The organism is Chitinophaga sp. CC14, assembly GCF_048957795.1.
Taxonomy (GTDB): domain Bacteria; phylum Bacteroidota; class Bacteroidia; order Chitinophagales; family Chitinophagaceae; genus Chitinophaga; species Chitinophaga ginsengisegetis.
This window is the reverse complement of sequence record NZ_JARBFY010000005.1, coordinates 1,407,711-1,425,311: the sequence shown is the minus strand read 5'-3', so window position 1 is coordinate 1,425,311 and position 17,601 is coordinate 1,407,711. Positions and strand designations below refer to the sequence as shown.

Annotated in this window: 11 protein-coding genes; 9 read left to right on the top strand and 2 right to left on the bottom strand. The window is 48.7% G+C overall.

The features are described from left to right. Positions 1-15 precede the first annotated feature (15 nt). From PV783_RS25345 to PV783_RS25310, 8 genes are all read left to right on the top strand, one after another. Positions 16-1,725 carry a RagB/SusD family nutrient uptake outer membrane protein gene (locus tag PV783_RS25345; RefSeq protein WP_420990073.1) on the top strand — a complete coding sequence of 570 codons (1,710 nt, stop codon included), beginning with the start codon at positions 16-18 and terminating at the stop codon, positions 1,723-1,725. Between the two features lie 11 nt (positions 1,726-1,736). Next, positions 1,737-2,174 (top strand): DUF5004 domain-containing protein, encoded by a 438-nt coding sequence (locus PV783_RS25340; RefSeq protein WP_420990072.1) that lies wholly within the window; start codon positions 1,737-1,739, stop codon positions 2,172-2,174. Between the two features lie 21 nt (positions 2,175-2,195). Next, entirely contained in the window at positions 2,196-3,155 is a 960-nt protein-coding gene (locus PV783_RS25335) for a DUF4961 domain-containing protein (protein WP_363439196.1), read from the top strand. Positions 3,156-3,157: 2 nt separating this feature from the next. After that, entirely contained in the window at positions 3,158-6,238 is a 3,081-nt protein-coding gene (locus tag PV783_RS25330) for a SusC/RagA family TonB-linked outer membrane protein (RefSeq protein ID WP_420990071.1), read from the top strand. A gap of 22 nt (positions 6,239-6,260) precedes the next feature. Further along, positions 6,261-7,967, top strand: a complete 1,707-nt coding sequence (locus tag PV783_RS25325; protein ID WP_420990070.1) for a RagB/SusD family nutrient uptake outer membrane protein — start codon at positions 6,261-6,263, stop codon at positions 7,965-7,967. Positions 7,968-8,003: 36 nt separating this feature from the next. Continuing rightward, positions 8,004-11,066 carry a SusC/RagA family TonB-linked outer membrane protein gene (locus tag PV783_RS25320; RefSeq protein WP_420990069.1) on the top strand — a complete coding sequence of 1,021 codons (3,063 nt, stop codon included), beginning with the start codon at positions 8,004-8,006 and terminating at the stop codon, positions 11,064-11,066. 8 nt (positions 11,067-11,074) lie between these two features. Then, complete coding sequence (locus PV783_RS25315; protein WP_079473158.1) at positions 11,075-12,478, top strand: DUF5005 domain-containing protein; 1,404 nt, start codon at positions 11,075-11,077, stop codon at positions 12,476-12,478. 534 nt (positions 12,479-13,012) lie between these two features. After that, positions 13,013-16,216 carry a TonB-dependent receptor gene (locus tag PV783_RS25310; RefSeq protein WP_420990068.1) on the top strand — a complete coding sequence of 1,068 codons (3,204 nt, stop codon included), beginning with the start codon at positions 13,013-13,015 and terminating at the stop codon, positions 16,214-16,216. A gap of 123 nt (positions 16,217-16,339) precedes the next feature. Here the strand turns inward: PV783_RS25310 and PV783_RS25305 are convergent, their stop codons facing one another. Further along, positions 16,340-16,948 carry an SIMPL domain-containing protein gene (locus PV783_RS25305; RefSeq protein ID WP_420990067.1) on the bottom strand — a complete coding sequence of 203 codons (609 nt, stop codon included), beginning with the start codon at positions 16,946-16,948 and terminating at the stop codon, positions 16,340-16,342. 33 nt (positions 16,949-16,981) lie between these two features. Continuing rightward, positions 16,982-17,407 (bottom strand): hypothetical protein, encoded by a 426-nt coding sequence (locus PV783_RS25300; RefSeq protein WP_420990066.1) that lies wholly within the window; start codon positions 17,405-17,407, stop codon positions 16,982-16,984. 24 nt (positions 17,408-17,431) lie between these two features. Here PV783_RS25300 and PV783_RS25295 point away from each other — a divergent pair, with 24 nt between their 5' ends. Further along, entirely contained in the window at positions 17,432-17,593 is a 162-nt protein-coding gene (locus tag PV783_RS25295; protein ID WP_420990665.1) for a hypothetical protein, read from the top strand. Positions 17,594-17,601: the final 8 nt, after the last annotated feature.

Below are 17,601 nucleotides of genomic sequence, written 5' to 3'. Positions count from 1 at the left end.
ACACGTATTAACGTTATGAAAATGAAATTCGCGTTCACTGCTCCTGTATGCCTGTGCATAGGAATTTTTACCCTTGCTTCCTGCGGTAAAAAAAACTTCCTGGATCAGACGGAAACGACTAACCTGAACGAGCAAACGGTATTTGCCGACAGCGCCCGCACCGTCGCTTTCCTCACCAACATTTACGTAGACATTGGCTTTGCAGAAAGCGCCACCCGCTTCGGCAACGGCGGCCTCGACGCCTCCTGCGATGAGGCGGAACCACAGAAATCCGCCACCGTCACCACCTCCATACAATTTGCCACCGGGACTGTCAATCCTTCCATCATCAGCGCCGATGCCTGGAACCTGCCCTATACCAATATCCGCAGGGTGAACCAGTTACTGAAACACCTGCCCGGCTCACCCATCCCGTCGTTTATCCGCAACGTAATGGCCGCGGAAGCACGCTTCCTGCGAGCATGGTATTATGCTGATTTGCTGAAACACTATGGAGGCGTTCCACTACTCGGCGATGCTGTGTATAAGGTAGAAGATAAGATCCCCGCAGTGCGCAATTCCTATAAGGAGTGTGTGGACTACATCATATCGGAATGCGATGCCGCAGCCGCCGTGTTACCGCTGGTGCGGATCCGCGAAGACTATGGCCGGGCCAGCGGAGGCGCCGCCCTGGCGCTGAAAGCCAGGGTGCTGCTATATGCTGCCAGCCCGCTCTTTAATGGTGGCGGCATCAACCCGCAGGATGCCCCTACCGGGTATCCGGACAATGTTCCGGAACGCTGGAAACTGGCTGCCGATGCTGCTGCTGCCGTAATGAATACCGCCGCTTATTCTTTGAATGAAGACAATACTACCGCACCCGGTTATGGCTTTTACAAATTATTTACCCTGCGGGTGAACCCGGAATACATCTTCGCCAGGATGCAGGGCGGCAACCGTGAACTCGAAAGCGCCTGGCAACCACCATCGCGGAACGGCGCCCAGGGAGGCTTTCCTTACCAGGGTTTTGTAGACGCCTTCGGCATGGCAAACGGTAAATCTATTACCGACCCCTCATCAGGCTACAATGCAGCCGATCCGTACAGCCACCGCGATCCGCGGCTGGCCTATTCCGTGATCCGTGATCAAACGCTGCTGATCCAGAACACCGGCCTGAAAGAACCTGTCAATATTTATCTCGGCCCCGATGGCAAAGGTATCAGTCAGGATGCAGTACACGCCGGAACCCCCACCGGTTACTACACCAATAAAATGCTCGATGAAAATATTGCGGCCAACTTTATCCACGGCTCGCAACGCTGCTTTCCGCTGATGCGCTATGCAGAAGTCCTGCTAAACTTCGCAGAAGCGCAGAACGAATACGCCGGCCCGGTGCAGGAAGTATACAATGCGGTGGAGCTGGTGCGTAAACGGGCAGGGCTATCGCCGTATGAATTGCCCGCAGCGCTTACAAAAGAACAAATGAGAGAGGCCATCCGTGCGGAAAGGAGAGTGGAGCTGGCTTTTGAAGGCCACCGCTTCTGGGATGTAAGAAGATGGAAGATAGCAGCGCAAACGGAGAATAAACAGATGACCGGCATGGAAGTAAAACGCAATGGCGCTAACGTTACCTATACCATCTTCCCCGTACGCAAACACAATTTCCGCGAGGCCATGTACCTGTGGGCCATCCCGCAGGGAGAAACCGCGAAATCGCCTGAGTTAAAACAAAATCCATCCTGGTAAAAAGCAACATGATGAAATCAAGATTCCACATATGTTTACTGATGCCAATACTGGTACTCTTTATCAACTCCTGCCACCGCAATGAAATACTGGTGCCAGAGCCGGTAAAAGATATTGCCGGCGAATGGCGCATCGTGAAAGCAGCGCGCAACGGCGTAGATATCACTACACTTACGGACTTCACAAAGTTCAGGATACGGTTCACCACAGATCTTCAATACACCATTGAAAATCCACTGCCCTTTATAGTCAGCAAAAACGGCAGCTATGCACTGGATGATCCCAAATATCCTTTCCGGATCAGCTTCAGTCAAACAGGTATCAGCAACCCGGTCAGCACCACCTTCACCTACCCGGTGGTGAACGGGAAACGGAACATCAATTTTACGTTCAGTCCCGGCTGCGCCGCCAACACATACGACTACACACTTGAAAGATTGAATCCCTGATCCAACACAATACAACACGTTATGAAAAATTATACATACGGTATCGTCCTGTTCCTGCTGCTGCTGGCTGGCTGCGTATTCCTCGATGGGGTAGACGAGCCCTCCGCTGCGAAAGCAGGTGAGGAAATGACCATCACCATGCACAACCGGATCGATGTGGCGGATGGTGGCCGCACTGGCGTAAGACTGATCATCGGCTTCCTGGCGCCCAAAAGCTGGGCCGCTGCAGCCAATTCTACCATCACCTATACCACCACTTCATATGGCAACGGTAAAATGGTGCCGGTGCCTTCGTCTGTTCTTGTTGGGGGCTTGCCCTGGCCCGCTGCATTGAAAAACAGGTTCGGCATGGGCGGCAACTACATGACAGATAACCTCGAATGGGTGGTGTTCTGGACAGATCAGGCATATAATGTACCACAAGGGGTAAAAGATAAGATCGATGTAACAATGGTGATCAAACCCGGTCCGGATAATATACAGTTTAAAACGGGCTATTTCCTCGGCACCAGCAGCGATGGACTTAACGATGTATTCGGTTCCAACAACGTATACAAATGCATGTTCAAAGATTGCTTCTCCATTACAGATGGTCAGGGCGATATCATCGATTTCTGTAATCCGCAGATAGCGGCAGTAAGTCCCGGCGTAGCCACCGACAATGATTTCCTCACCCTGAGCTTCGACCCGGATGTAGTGCCCACAGCGCTCAATGGCGTAGGCAATATTTACCTCTGCGCAAAAGGATATACCAGCGATGGACATGTCCTCGAAGTTTGCACGCAAACGGAAACCTCAAAACTGAAAAGTTATACCGGCAATAAATCTGCTATCACCATCTGGCCCCGCTCATATTTCAACATGCAGGAAGGACAAACGCTGGAGAAGATCGAATACTTTTTTACAGATGCCACCGGCACGGTGAAAGTAGGATTTAGCAATACTGCTGCTCCTTTTGTGTACACATTCAAATGTCAATAACAATGGCTCACAGCTACATCAAAAAATATATTTCAGCCCTTGCCTGTGGTGTACTTGCGCTTTGCGCGAATGTGCAGGCACAGCAAACCGGTATCATTTCCGGCCGGCTGATTGATAACTATGGCCAGCCACTTGCAGGGGCAGCCATCTCCGTAAAAAATACCGGCGACACCACCAGCAGCAGTACCAACGGTACATTCAGTATCCATGCGGCACTGAACAGCACCCTTGTTATTCAATATCCCGGCTACAAAGCGATAGAACAAAAAATACGCGACACCACAGCGCTCACACTGCGCATGGATGAACTGTTTATCCCTTTACCACAACGTATTCCCGTACTCTATGGAGAAGCCTCCCCCAAAAGTTCAGTAGGCTCCATCGCTACGGTATACACCAATCAACTGTCCACTACACCGGCTACACTGTATGCCTATGCGTTACCGGGCCGTTTGGCAGGACTCTACACCCAACAGGTAAGCGGATTCCGGAATCCGGGTACGGGTAATAATTTCGATGTAGACATCTTCATCGGGAATATTCCTAAACCAGGTGCGTCGGAACCCAATGATAACACCGAAATGAATTTATCATTACGTGGGCAGGTACCGGTAACGATTATAGACGGAATCCAGCGGGATGTGTTTTCCATCGATCCTGAAAATATAGAATCGATTTCAGTACTGAAAGATGGATTGTCTACTATCATGCTCGGCCAACGCAGTTCCCGCGGCGTATTGCTGGTTACCACCAAACGGGCCCGCGCCGGCAAACCGCGTGTATCCTTTACTGCACAAACAGGTATCCAGCAGTCGCTTAGCCTGCCAAAGCCATTACCCGCGTGGCAGTATGCCTACCTGCTGAATGAAGCGCTGCAGAATGATGGTAAAGCGCCGCTGTACAAGGAAGCCGACTTCATCGCATTCCGTGATCATACAAAACCTTATACCAACCCGGATGTGAATTGGTACAACACCATTCTGAAAGATAACGTGCCTATGTCCCGCTACAACCTCAACATCAACGGCGGTGGTAATGTGGCCCGGTATTCTGTGTCACTCAATTACACCGGTCAGCAGGGTATCTTCAAAACGTCTTCCGATAATAACTATAATACCAACGCAGGATTAAAGCGTTACCTGATCAATACGGATGTGAACATCGATGTTACCCGTAACTTCAATGTAGGTATGCAGCTCTTTGGCCGCCTCCAGGAAGGAACACAGCCGGGCGCAGGAGCGAATAATATTTTGAAAACACTCCTGGGAACACCCAATGGCGCATATCCCGTTTATAACCCTAACGGCAGTTGGGGCGGTACCAGTAACCTCACCAGCAACCTCCTGTCGCAAACCATCAACAGCGGCTATATACAGGACAACAGCAAAGATGTAATGGCAAATGTGGATCTGCGCTACAACCTCGGCGACTGGCTGCCCGGACTGTCCGTAAAAGGGAAAGGCAACCTGTCTATACAATCAGCAAATGCAATAGACCGCAGTAAAAATGACCTGGTATACCGGGTAACCATAACAGATGAAGACACCCTGTATACCAAAGCCGGTAACGCCGTGGCGCAGCAGAATAATTTCATCTCCGTTTTTAACGCGCAGTATTTCTTTGGACAGGTATCACTGAACTACGACAGGCAGTTTGGTCCCCATGGCGTGAATGCCGTAGTGCTGGCCGATACCAGGCAAACCATCTTTAACTATGATCTGCCAGGTAAATCCACCAACATATCAGGTAAAGTAGCTTACAATTACGCCAATAAATATTTCATAGAGGGCGCTCTCAACAGGAGCGGCTTTAACCGGTATCTGCCCGGTAAACAATACGGTACCTTCTTTGGCGGTGGTATCGGCTGGGATCTTGCGCAGGAAAGTTTTCTTAAAGAAAACAACGGTTGGTTAAACCAGTTGAAACTAAGAGGTACTTATGCACACACCGGCAACGGTATCGATAATTCCGGCTATTACATCTGGCGCCAGGATTTTAGCGAAGACAATGGCATTGGCGGCGGCATATACTCCCAGGGAACGGCGCGCTCCCCGGCTTCCGGCTTCAAAGAGAACGGCCTGGCAAATGTGAACATCTCCTGGGAAACAGCACGCAAACTGGATGTGGGAATGGACCTGTCACTCTTCAATAACAGGTTGCAGATAACAGGCGATTACTACCACGACCGCTACGAAAACCTCCTGCAGATACGTGGAAAAAGTATTGCACTCTCCGGCGCCGCTTATCCCCCGGAAAATATCGGCATTAACCTTTACCAGGGCGGAGAACTCACCGCCACTTACCAGGGCAGGATAAAGCAGCTTAACTTTTTTGTTACTGCCAACGGAAGTATTGAAGGAACCAAAGTGATATTTATGGATGAACAACGCCGCGATTATGACTGGAACAAAAGAACAGGTCAGCCGGTAGGCATGCGCTTCGGATATGTAGCGGACGGCTTTTTTGCATCAGCAGAAGAAGCCGCCGGCAGCGCTACCATCGCCGGTTACAAGCCATTGCCGGGCGACATACGTTACAAAGATCTCAATGGCGATGGCGTCATCAACCAGTTTGATGAAGCGCCCATCGGTACTTATAAGCCACGTATTTATTATGGTGTTAACATCGGCTTTTCGTGGAAAGGAATAGAAGCAAGCGTACTGTTACAGGGCGTTGCCAACAGGATTAATTATGTAGACAATTTTGCCACCGAAGCAGGTTTTCAGTTCCAGAACTTTACGTACGGACAGGCATATGAGCAGATCACCGGCCGGTGGACACCGGAAACAGCAGGTACTGCAACCTATCCGCGGTTAACTGCCGACGCGAATAATAACTACAATAAATTCAGCTCCTCTTTTTGGGTACGCAATGGTAATTACTTCCGCCTGAAAAATATAAACATCGCTTACAATCTCCCTTACAGCTGGACAAACCGCGTGCGGCTCGGCAGCGTAAAGGTGTTTGCCAACGCGCAAAATCTGTTTACACATGCTGCATACGATTTCGTTGACCCCGAAGTAGGCGTGGGAGCCTATCCCATCCAGCGGGTACTGAACACCGGTATCAACATAAAATTCTAGTCAGCCATCTAAACAACGCACCATGAAACATTTCCGCATATTGATCTTCCTGGCCGGCTGTATGACAGTTATCATCAGCTGCAGAAAAGATTACGAAGTTATTCCACTCGAAAAGGTAACCATCGAGTATGTATTTGACCAGGATGATTCACTGGGTACCTATGCCAACAAATTTCTCAACAGCATCTATTCTAAACTTCCCGGTGGCTACAACCGTGTAGGCGGCGATTTGCTCGATGCCGCATCCGACGATGCTATTTCCGGTTTGGTGGGTACCTCCGCGGTATCGCAGCTCGCAACAGGCGCGTACACTTCCTATGCGCCTATCGGGGATGAATCGCCCTGGAACAACTGCTACGCCGCCATTCGTGCTGCGAGTCTTTTTGTATCCAATATCGATGTATCGCCCGTAAAAGAAAAATTACCCAACGGCGCCTCTATCCGCTACGCATGGAAAGCAGAAGCCCGCTTTATCAGGGCCCTGTTTTATTTTGAACTGCTGAAACGCTATGGTGGTATACCATTGATGGGAGATAAAGTAAGAGAATTGGGAGATGATGTACAGATACCACGCAGCTCTTTTTCAGACTGTGTAAACTATATTGTAAGCGAATGCAATGCTATCAAAGACAGCCTGCGACCCAATCCTGTTGTGGCGCCGGAGCTGAACAGCCACCGCGCTACGAGGGGCGCTGCACTGGCTTTAAAAGCGCGCGTGTTGCTATACGCGGCCAGTCCCTTGTTCAATGGACAAAATATTGAGGGCAATAATCCGCTGACAGGTTACAACAGTTATGATAAAGCCCGCTGGAAACAGGCTGCAGATGCCGCCCGCGAACTGATCAATGAAAGAACTTTTTCGTTGGTGCCCAATTTCAAAGACGTATTCATCACCCAAAACAACAGTGAGGTTATCTTCTTCCGCCAGGGGGGAAACACTACGGAAATTGAAAGTACCAACGGACCGGTAGGTTTTGCCGCGGTAGCGAGAGGGCGCACCAATCCCACGCAGGAACTGGTAGATGCCTTCCCTACCAATGCCGGGTTGCCAATCACCGATCCTGCATCCGGCTACAACTCCAATGATCCCTATGCCCGCCGCGATCCGCGCCTGGCCATGAGTATCCTGTACAATGGCGCCCGCTGGCTGAATACAGAGTTGCAAACATTTCAGGGCGGTCAGCACAGACCGGGCGGCGCAGAACCCGGCACACAAACATCTTATTACATGCGCAAGTTCATGGGCAACTTTGAAAATGCCACGCAATACAGCAACACCAGCCACGACTGGATCATCCTGCGCTACACGGAAGTACTGCTCAATTTTGCCGAAGCAGAAAATGAGTCTAACGGCCCCACCGCAGAAGTATACCAGGTGCTGAAAGACCTGCGCGCACGTGCAGGTGTCGCAGCCGGCAGCAACGGTATGTACGGGCTTAAAGAAAATATGACAGCAGATGAAATGCGCAACATCGTGCGCAACGAAAGAAGGATAGAACTGGCCTTTGAAGAGCACCGCTTCTGGGATATCCGCCGCTGGAAAATTGCGCAGCAGGTGTATGGAAAATCACTGCACGGCATGAACATCATCAAGGATGGACCAGCCTTTAACTACAATGTGGCAGCAGTATTCAAACCCGTGTTTATAGCGCCCAAAATGTATCTGTACCCCATTCCATACGATGAAGTGGTGAAGAATGATAACATGCGTCAGAATCCGGGCTGGTAAAGTCATATTCCTTACAAGAAATTTAACTGACTGAAGATGAAAAATATTATACTGTTTCTCCTGCTGCTGGTTGTTGCACCATTCTTCGCAACGGCCCAGCAAAAAAATATAAGTGGCACCGTGAAAGATGTGAATGGGGTACTGCCCGGCGCTTCTGTTTCGGAAAAAGGCGTGCCCACTAACGGCGTGATAGCGGATGCCAATGGCCGGTTTAAACTCGCGCTGAAAGGCAGTTCCCATACATTGATCGTAAAACTGATCGGGTTTTCCGTCCAGGAAGTGGATATAGCCGGCCGCGATGCGGTGGATGTAGTGTTGCAGTCTTCCACGCAAGGCATTGATGAAGTGGTGGTGGTAGGGTTCAACACCGCTAAACGTATCACCAGCACCGGCGCGGTAAGCGCTATTACCGGTGCTGAAATCAGGAACGTACCTACGGCCAACGTGCAGAATGCACTGATGGGGAAGCTGCCGGGATTTGTTTCGCAGCAACGTTCCGGTCAGCCGGGAAAGGATGCTTCCGATTTTTTTATCCGTGGCGTTAGCTCGCTTAACAGCGATGGTAATAAACCACTGATTATTGTAGATGACATAGAATATTCTTACGATCAGCTGCAACAGATCAACGTGAATGAGATTGAAAGTATCTCTATCCTGAAAGATGCTTCCACCACGGCGATATATGGTATCAAAGGCGCCAACGGTGTACTGGTGGTGGCTACCCGCCGTGGTAAAGTAGGACTTCCGCAGGTAAACCTCCGCGTGGAATCAGGGCAGCAGTCGCCGGTAAAAACGCCCAGGTTTTTGAATTCCTATGACGCTGCTACGCTGGTAAATGAAGCTTACAAGAACGATGGACTGGCGCCGAAGTTTACCGCCCAGGACCTTGAATTATTCAAAACCGGTGCCGATCCCTACGGTCACCCGGATATCAATTGGTATGACGCCGTATTCAAAAAACACGCTTACCAGGCTAATACCAACGTAGATATTTCCGGCGGAACAGAAGCCGTGAAATACTTTATCTCTGGCGGGTTCCTCACACAAAACGGACTGGTAAAAGATTTCTCTGATCCAAGAAACGAAGTGAATACAAACTACTTCTTCCGCAGGTATAATTTCCGCTCCAATCTCGATATGCGCGCTACCAAAACGTTAACCATGCGACTTAATCTCACCACCCGTTTCGGTGATATTAACCAGCCGAGGTCGGCCAACGTGGTATCGGAAGTATACAACTTTGAAAAAATACATCCCTACTCGGCGCCGTTAATGAACCCCAATGGCAGCTACGCTTATGCCGTGGATACAAAGGATGCGTTGCCCACACTCAACGCACGGCTGGCCAACGGTGGCTACAGCCGCACCAAAAGAACGGACTTCGATGTGCTGTACGACATCACACAGCAGCTCGATTTCCTGACGAAAGGATTGTCGCTCACAGGCCGTGTGGCATACGGCGGTATCGAACAGTATGCAAGAAATTTATTCCGCGAAGCAGAACCGCCGTCGTATTATTATAACCCGGTGGATCAGTCGTACACGCTCGATCCCCGTGGCAACTACCGCCTGCAGAAATACAGGGTAACAGGTAATACAGACCTCTACAGCCGGAATGTGAATACACAGGCTTTCCTCAGCTATAATCGTATTTTCGGCGATCATACCTTTAACGCATTAGCGCTGTATAACAGGCAAAGCTATACGTCGAAGGCAGATATTCCTGCCAACTTCAGGGGCTTCTCCTTTAAGGCCGGCTACAACTACAAACAGAAATACCTGCTCGATTTTAATGGCGCCTACAATGGGTCCGACAGGTTCCAGGCAAAGAAACGCAATGGCTTCTTCCCTGCTGTGGGCGTGGGCTGGAGCATTTCTGAAGAACCATTCTTTAAACGTAACAACAGCTTTGTAAGTCTCCTGAAAGTGCGTGGCTCATATGGCGTGGTAGGCTCCGACGTTACTTCAGGTAACCGTTACCTGTACCGCCAGGAATATATCAATGGCGGCGGTTATTCTTTTGGGGAGAATGATACGCAATCCGGCTCCATCTATGAAGGCGATCTTGGCAATATGGACGTGAGCTGGGAAAAAGCAAAAAAGGCAGATGTAGGGATCGATGTAAATCTTTTTAAAGACAAACTATCTTTTACGGTAGATTATTTTCACGATATCCGCTTCGATCAGCTGGTACGCAAAGGCTCTGTGCCCAACATGATAGGCATTGGCTACAGTCCCACCAACGTGGCCAGAACCAGCAACCAGGGCTTCGACGGGCAGATCAACTACCGGGGAAATATCCGCCAGGTGAACTTTAATACCAGCCTCGTATTCCAATACTTCAAAAACAAAGTACTGTTTAAAGATGAAGCACAACCCGCCTATCCCTGGCTGCGGCAAACAGGACTACCCATCGATCAGCCATTCGGGTACACTTTTATTGGTTTCTACACACCGGAAGATGTTCAGAAGATCCAGGCCAATACGCATGATAAACCTGCTGCACCACTTAGCGAATATCCCATCCAGGCGGGCGATCTCAAATACAAAGACATTAACGGCGATGGCATAATTGATAACAACGACCAGGGGCCTATTGGTAAACCCAATCTGGCCAGCACGGTGCTGGGTCTTACGCTTGGCGCCAACTACAAAGGCTTCAGCATCAACCTGCTGTTCCAGGGTTCTTTCGGATACAGCTTTAGTGTTGTAGGCACTGGTATTGAAACTTTCCAGAGCCAGTTCCAGCCAATTCACCAGCAGCGATGGACGCCGGAAAACGCTGATAAAGCGCAGTTCCCGCGGCTCACCAGTAACCCTACTACGGTAAACAGTGCACGTACATATATGTCGGATTTCTGGCTGATAGATGCGCGCTATGTAAGGCTGAAAACGGTGGACCTGGGCTATCAGCTGCCCAGCCGCTGGCTGCCGGGCCGGTTGAATAATGCGCGTGTGTACCTGAGTGCGTATAACCTGTTTACATGGACCAACTACGATAAATACCAGCAGGATCCCGAAGTAGCAAGCAATTCCGCTGGTGATGCCTACATCAATCAGCGCGTAATAAACCTGGGTCTCCAAATCAGCTTTAAATAAATAATCTTATGAACAAAATGCTATTGCTATTGATCACCGGCGGCATTTTCACTTCCTGTGTGAAGAACCCGCTCAGTGGTTATCAAAGCCAGGAACGCGCCATCATCTCTTTCCGGCTGCCGGAAGGCCAGGTGGGTACTTCAGAGATAGTAAACGGAGCAGATTCTGCTACCGTTACCGTTTGGGTAGAAGATGATGCGGACCTGAGCGCCGTCAGTCCTTTGGTAATGGTGTCTAAAAACGCTACGGTACTGCCGGCGCCGGGCGTGAAGGTGGATTTTTCTGCCAACAATAACCGTTATGCTTACCGGGTTACTTCCGAATCAGGGGAGCAAAAATACTGGTATGTGCGCATCCTGAAAAAGAACCAGGCCACAACCGGCCCGCGTTTGCAACTGCTGCAGAACAATGGTAAGTGGAACCCGGCGGTAACGGTATACAGCGATCTTGATTACAACGATTATCTCACGCGCTACCAGGGCTGGAACGGCGGCGATGGCTGCTACTCGGTATTACTGCCGGATGGCCGCCTCTTATGGTCATTCCAGGATAGCTTCTTCGGACAGGTAAGCGCCGACCGTAACCGCACCAACAACGTGATGCTCCGCAACGCTGCACACCTGCAACTGGATACCTCATTGCAAAGCTTTGTTCAGCTTAACCCCGGTTCAGGCAATGCCAGTCAAACCTGGATCAAATATGGCACTGCTCCTGAAGACCAGGACTGGTACTGGCCCGGCGCCGGACAGGTATATAATAATAAAGTGCAGATGCTGTTAAGTCATGTTAAGAAAACCGGCAGCGGCACCTGGGATTTTGCACACGTAAGCACAGATCTCGCCATTTTCGATTTGCCTTCCATGCAGCTGAACCAGTTGATCCAGGATAAAGATGTACTCAGTAACTACAGCGCCGGCAGCATGAAAGCCCCCGATGGCTATACGTATATGTACAGCACCGAAAATGGTTTTCTCACCTCCTCTATGTACGTAGCACGCGCCGCTAATCATGATCTGACGGGAACCTGGGAATATTACAACGGAACCGGATGGAGTACCACCCCGGTAAAGTATAATGTTTGTAATGACATCAGCCAGCCGAATGTGTTCTATAAAAATGGGAAGTATTACCTCGTATCGCAGCAGATTATTTTCGGACTGGATATCTATATTCTTGAATCAAATACGCCGGTAGGACCGTGGACGAATAAACGGACACTGTACCATATCCCGGATCAATACAGCGTAGGTTTCATCAGTTATAATTCGTTTGTGCATCATGCATTAAGCAGGGAAGGGGAGCTGGTAATTTCTTACAATATCAATCCTACTGATTTTTCTACCAACTTCAACAGTCCTGGTAGTGCAGACAGATACCGGCCGTATTTTGTACGGGTGTTTAACTGGCAATAGTATTTCCCTGGAAAATTGGCTTTATTTTCGCTCTTTTATATGAATTCCGGAAAATAGAGTGAAATTAAAAGGCTTTTTACCATTGCTATTCCTTAAATAATTTAAAAAGGTGAGCGGCATTTATGTAATGAGGTATTGAATGCCGTTCACTCACTTTTAGCACCCCCGTTTCACTTATAGGGCCGTATAGTCTACAACGCCGGATATTTTTTCGTCTGTAAAGCCCTGTGGTAAAGGGTTCTGTGATCAAGTCCACGTCCCCTCCACGTCCCCTCCGGGTTATCTCCATGTATTAAGCATGTACTAAGTATATGCTAAGCGTATGCAAAGTAACCATGAAGCACCCTATAGTCAATGTTTAAGCACGCTGTATTCAGCGCGTAATTCCCGTTAATTATATATATGTATGCTGCATCTGCCTAACGTTTTATTTTACTACTAAGATGAGTACCCATAGCTATCCTGTGTAAAATTTGTTAATAAAAGGTTGCGAAAAAACGATACATTCATAGTCAACCAAAATCAACTGCTGCTATGAGAAATCCAGTTCTTACCGGATGCCTTATTCTGTTATGCCTGTTTATAAGCATACTAACCCATGCGCAGGTAACCACTGCCACCCTGAGTGGTACTATTCAAAGTAAGGAAGGCAAACCACTGGCCGGCGCCACCGTAAAAATTGAATACCGGGAAGCGGGCATCAGCAAAGTCATTATTACCCAGAATAATGGCTCCTTCCAGGTACCTAACCTCCGGGTAGGCGGGCCTTACAAAGTGACCGCTTCTTTCGTGGGTTATTCAGAAAAATCGGAAGAGAATATTTTCCTTGAACTGGGGCAAAACACAGCGCTGGACTTACAACTGGAACTCAGCTCTGCAAACCTGTCGGCCATCACTGTTACCGGCCGTTCCAAAATTTTTGACAACCAGCGTACAGGCGCCTCTTCCAATATCAGTTCACGGCAATTGCGTCAATTGCCAACCATTTCCCGCTCCGCGGACGATTTTACGAGGCTCACTCCCTCCGCTTCCGCAACGATCAACGGTACCTCTTTCGCCGGCCGCAACGGGCAATATAACAACTATTCACTCGATGGCGCCGTATTCAATAATCCCTTTGGCCTGGATGCGCCTACACCCGGCGGACAAACAGGCGCTCAACCCATTTCCCTGGACGCTATTGACCAGATACAGGTGAACCTGGCGCCCTATGATGTAACCCAGGCGGGCTTCACCGGCGCCGGCGTTAATACCGTTACCAAATCAGGTACCAATACTTTTGGCGGTACCGTTTATGGTTTTTATCGCAACCAGGGCATGACCGGCAAAAAAGTGGACGGCAACAAAATCGCGGTACCCGACCTCACACAGCTACAGGCCGGCTTTGCAGTAGGAGGCGCCATTGTCAAAAACAAACTTTACTATTTCGCCAATTTTGAAACGGAACAACGGGAAGATGCCGCCAGCAGCTATGTGGCACGCACTGCCAGCAACGGCAACAATAACAATACTTCCCGCGTGCTGGAATCAGACCTGATAGCCGTAAGCGATATCCTGCGGGATAAATTCGATTATGAAACCGGTCCGTGGCAAGGTTTTAATCTCAAGCAAAAAAATTATAAATGGCTGGCAAAACTGGATTGGGTGATCAACGAAAATCATAGCCTCGCTTTTACCTACAACGGTTTGCAGGCAACGAAAGAAAAGCCTGCCCATCCCAACGCCATCCGCGATCGTGGCCCCGATTACCAAACCTTGCAATTCAGGAATTCCGGTTATGAGATCGAGAATAGATTGCAGTCGTTCGGTGCCGAGTTGAAGTCCAACTTCGGCAACCACTACGCCAATAAGCTGAGAGCGGTGTATACCACTTTCAAGGACAAGAGAACGCCTTTCTCAGAACCCTTTCCTGTACTGAATATCACCAAGTATGGTACCATGTACATCGTAGCCGGGCATGAACCGTTTTCCATCAACAACCGGCTGAACCAGGATGCTTTCCAGGTAACAGATAATTTCAATATCATTCTTCCAAAACATACTATTACTGTTGGAGGATCTTATGAGTCCTTTAAATTCGGAAACTCGTTCAACCTCACCGGTTATGGCGCCACCCTTTTCAGTGATGCGGATATCCAGGTTTTCAAAGACAGCGTTCCGGTGAGCGGCAAATATGTTTTTGGCGCATATCCCCTGGATGTTGATGTAGCGGCCGCAAGAGCCGCAGGCGCCGCCGATAAATGGAACTGGTATTACATCACTGTGGCACAGCTATCAGCCTATTTGCAGGATGAATGGAAAGCGTCCGATAACCTGCGCGTTACCTTCGGTCTCCGGATGGACATTCCGCTTTATATGAATTCCTCTTTTCAATCGCCGGACGGCAAAAAAACTTCGCCAACCATTCCTAATAATGATAACCTGACCCTCTTTGATGAACACGGAGAACCGGTTACAAACGGCCAGGGGAAACAACTGGATAATACCAGGCTTCCTTCGTCCAAGCCCCTGTTATCCCCGAGGATTGGTTTCAACTGGGACGTAAAAGCCGACAAGAGCCTGCAGTTAAGAGGCGGTTCCGGTCTCTTTACTGGCCGTTTCCCGTTTGTTTGGATTGGTAACCAGATCGGTAACCCCACTTCCGGTTTTTATTGTGCCACCGACCGCGATTTTAAATGGCCGCAGATCTGGCGTACCAACATCGGCGCCGATATCAGGGCCGGACTGGGAACTATCTTCAGTGTGGATGTAGCCTACTCGAAAGATGTAAACGCCATGATGGTAAGAAACTACAAACTGGGTACGCCTACCGGGTCACTGAACAGCGGCATCGGTGATACACGAAGCATTTATAAAGACACCGACAAAGGCGCTGTGAATGCGTATATTTTCACCAATACAAAAACAGGCGACCAGTTCAATACCAGCTTCACCGTTCAGAAAACGTTCAGCAACAACCTGTTTTTATACGGCGCCTATAATTACCTGGTGTCGCGCGATGCAAGCTCTATTTCAGCAGAGATCAGCGGCGACGCATTCGACCGGAACCCTATTCTCAATAACGCAAACGAGGCCAGGAATACGCCTTCCCTCTATGGAAACACCCACCGATTCGTAGTGGCTGCCAGCAAAAAGTTCAACTACGGAAAAGGTAAATATGCCACCACCGTTTCCCTCTTCGGTAACTGGAGCAGCGGCAACCGCTTCGCCTATATCTATGGAGGAGACATCAACAACGATGGTACTACCAGCAACGACCTGCTCTACGTCCCAAAGAATAGCGAAATCGACTTAATGCAGTTTGCACCCCTTACTGACGTAAACGGTGTAGTGCAGAATGCCGCAGCACAGAAAGCTGCGTATAAAGCATTCATCGAACAGGATCATTACCTGAGAAGCCGGCGGGGGATGTATACCGAAAAATATGCAGGAGTAAGCCCCTGGTTCAGCCAGGTGGATATGCGCGTATTACAGGACTTTTATTTTAAAACCGGGGAGAAAATCAGGACGGTGCAAATCAGCCTGGATGTAGTTAACCTCGGTAACCTGATCAGCAGTAAATGGGGCGTCCGGAAGTATGCGAGCAACTCGGGGTATTTCCAGCCGATATCTGTGACCGGCGTAACCAATGGAGTACCCACTTACCAGTTCGATCCTTCCTTGAAAGAAACCTTCATTGCCAGCCCGGATTTGTTAAGCCGCTGGCAAACGCAGCTGGGGTTGCGGTTTATATTCTAACGAAGCAGGATGGCAGGAATCTTTAAATAAGTAAGCAAAAAGAAGCTACCTCGTTAATAATGAGGTAGCTTCTTTCTTTATGTTTGCTTTAGTTATTTGGGATAACAATGAATGACAGGCCGGCTACTCTATCAGGAATTTAACAGACAGATAGTAGTATTGATCTGTAACCGGCCTGTAAGTGAGGTTTTCTTCAGATCCTGGTTCAGGAGAACTAAGATCTGTCACCGTAATAGCCGCGCCTAGTTTTCTATTGATTGCCTTTGCAATGCTGGCGGCCTTTTCTTTGCTGTCGCTAAATGCGGTCTCATACAGTTTTTTACTGTCTTTAACAGGTTTAAATTTTGACCTTGTGCTTATTATATTAACTACAACTCCGTTTGCCAATTTTGCAACTTTCAAAAGTTCTTCTTTGGAGCGGGTTTCAAATGTGTATAAGCTGCCTTCCCTGTAATATTGCAACGTCTGATAACCCATTTTATCTTCTTTAAACCGGCTTTCCTCAAAACCTGCTGCTTTAGCCTGGGCAAAAAATGCGTTCTTAATATCTTCAAAAGTTTTTTTCCCGTCATCTTCTCTCAGTTCGTCTATTATTGCAAAATCTATCAGGTAGGATTCAACTTCCCGGTCTATTTTGGCAATACCTCTCACTTCGATGGAGCTTTCCTTTTCCTGGGAGTAGCCATTCAATGCTGCAAACAATATCATTGCAGCCAGTAGTATTTTTTTCATTGGTTTATTTTTGACTTACTGGAAAATATATACTTATGCGATCGTAAATATTAAAGATGCTGCGATCATCCATGCGCCTACGATAATACCCAGTATTCCGAGTTTCCCTTGTTTTGGAGCAATTTTCGCCCTGATCTGTACTGCCTTTTCCATAGCTTTTTCACTTTTGGAAAGGAATAATTTGGTGATGAGCGGATATCCAAGTAAAAAACCTAAACAAGCTTCTACCAGGCTGCCTGCCACTAACGTTCCCCACCAGATGGGTGCTGCTGTAAGCCAGCCCATATGCAGTACGGCGGTTACTATGCCCCAGATTCCCCAGAAGCAGAAAATAATTCCTATCCATCCCTGGTATGGTTCCACTTTTTCCAGCAGTTCCTTTGCATTGGGCTTTCTTGACAGTAACAGGGAAGGGACAGCGATGATGCTCAATAAGATCAATGAGATTCCGTAAATCATAGTTATTATTTTTTAGTATTAGAAATGAAAATTGCAAGAATGATGAACAGCATTACCAGGCCGGAACCGGTAAACAGGTACCAGGGGATCTTTGCCTGTTTTTTAAGGTCACCGGCTTTTGCATGTAAGTCAGGCGGCATTTCGTTGCTGGTTAGGGCCTGCCGGCAATTGCTGCAAATGCTGTAAGTTTTTTT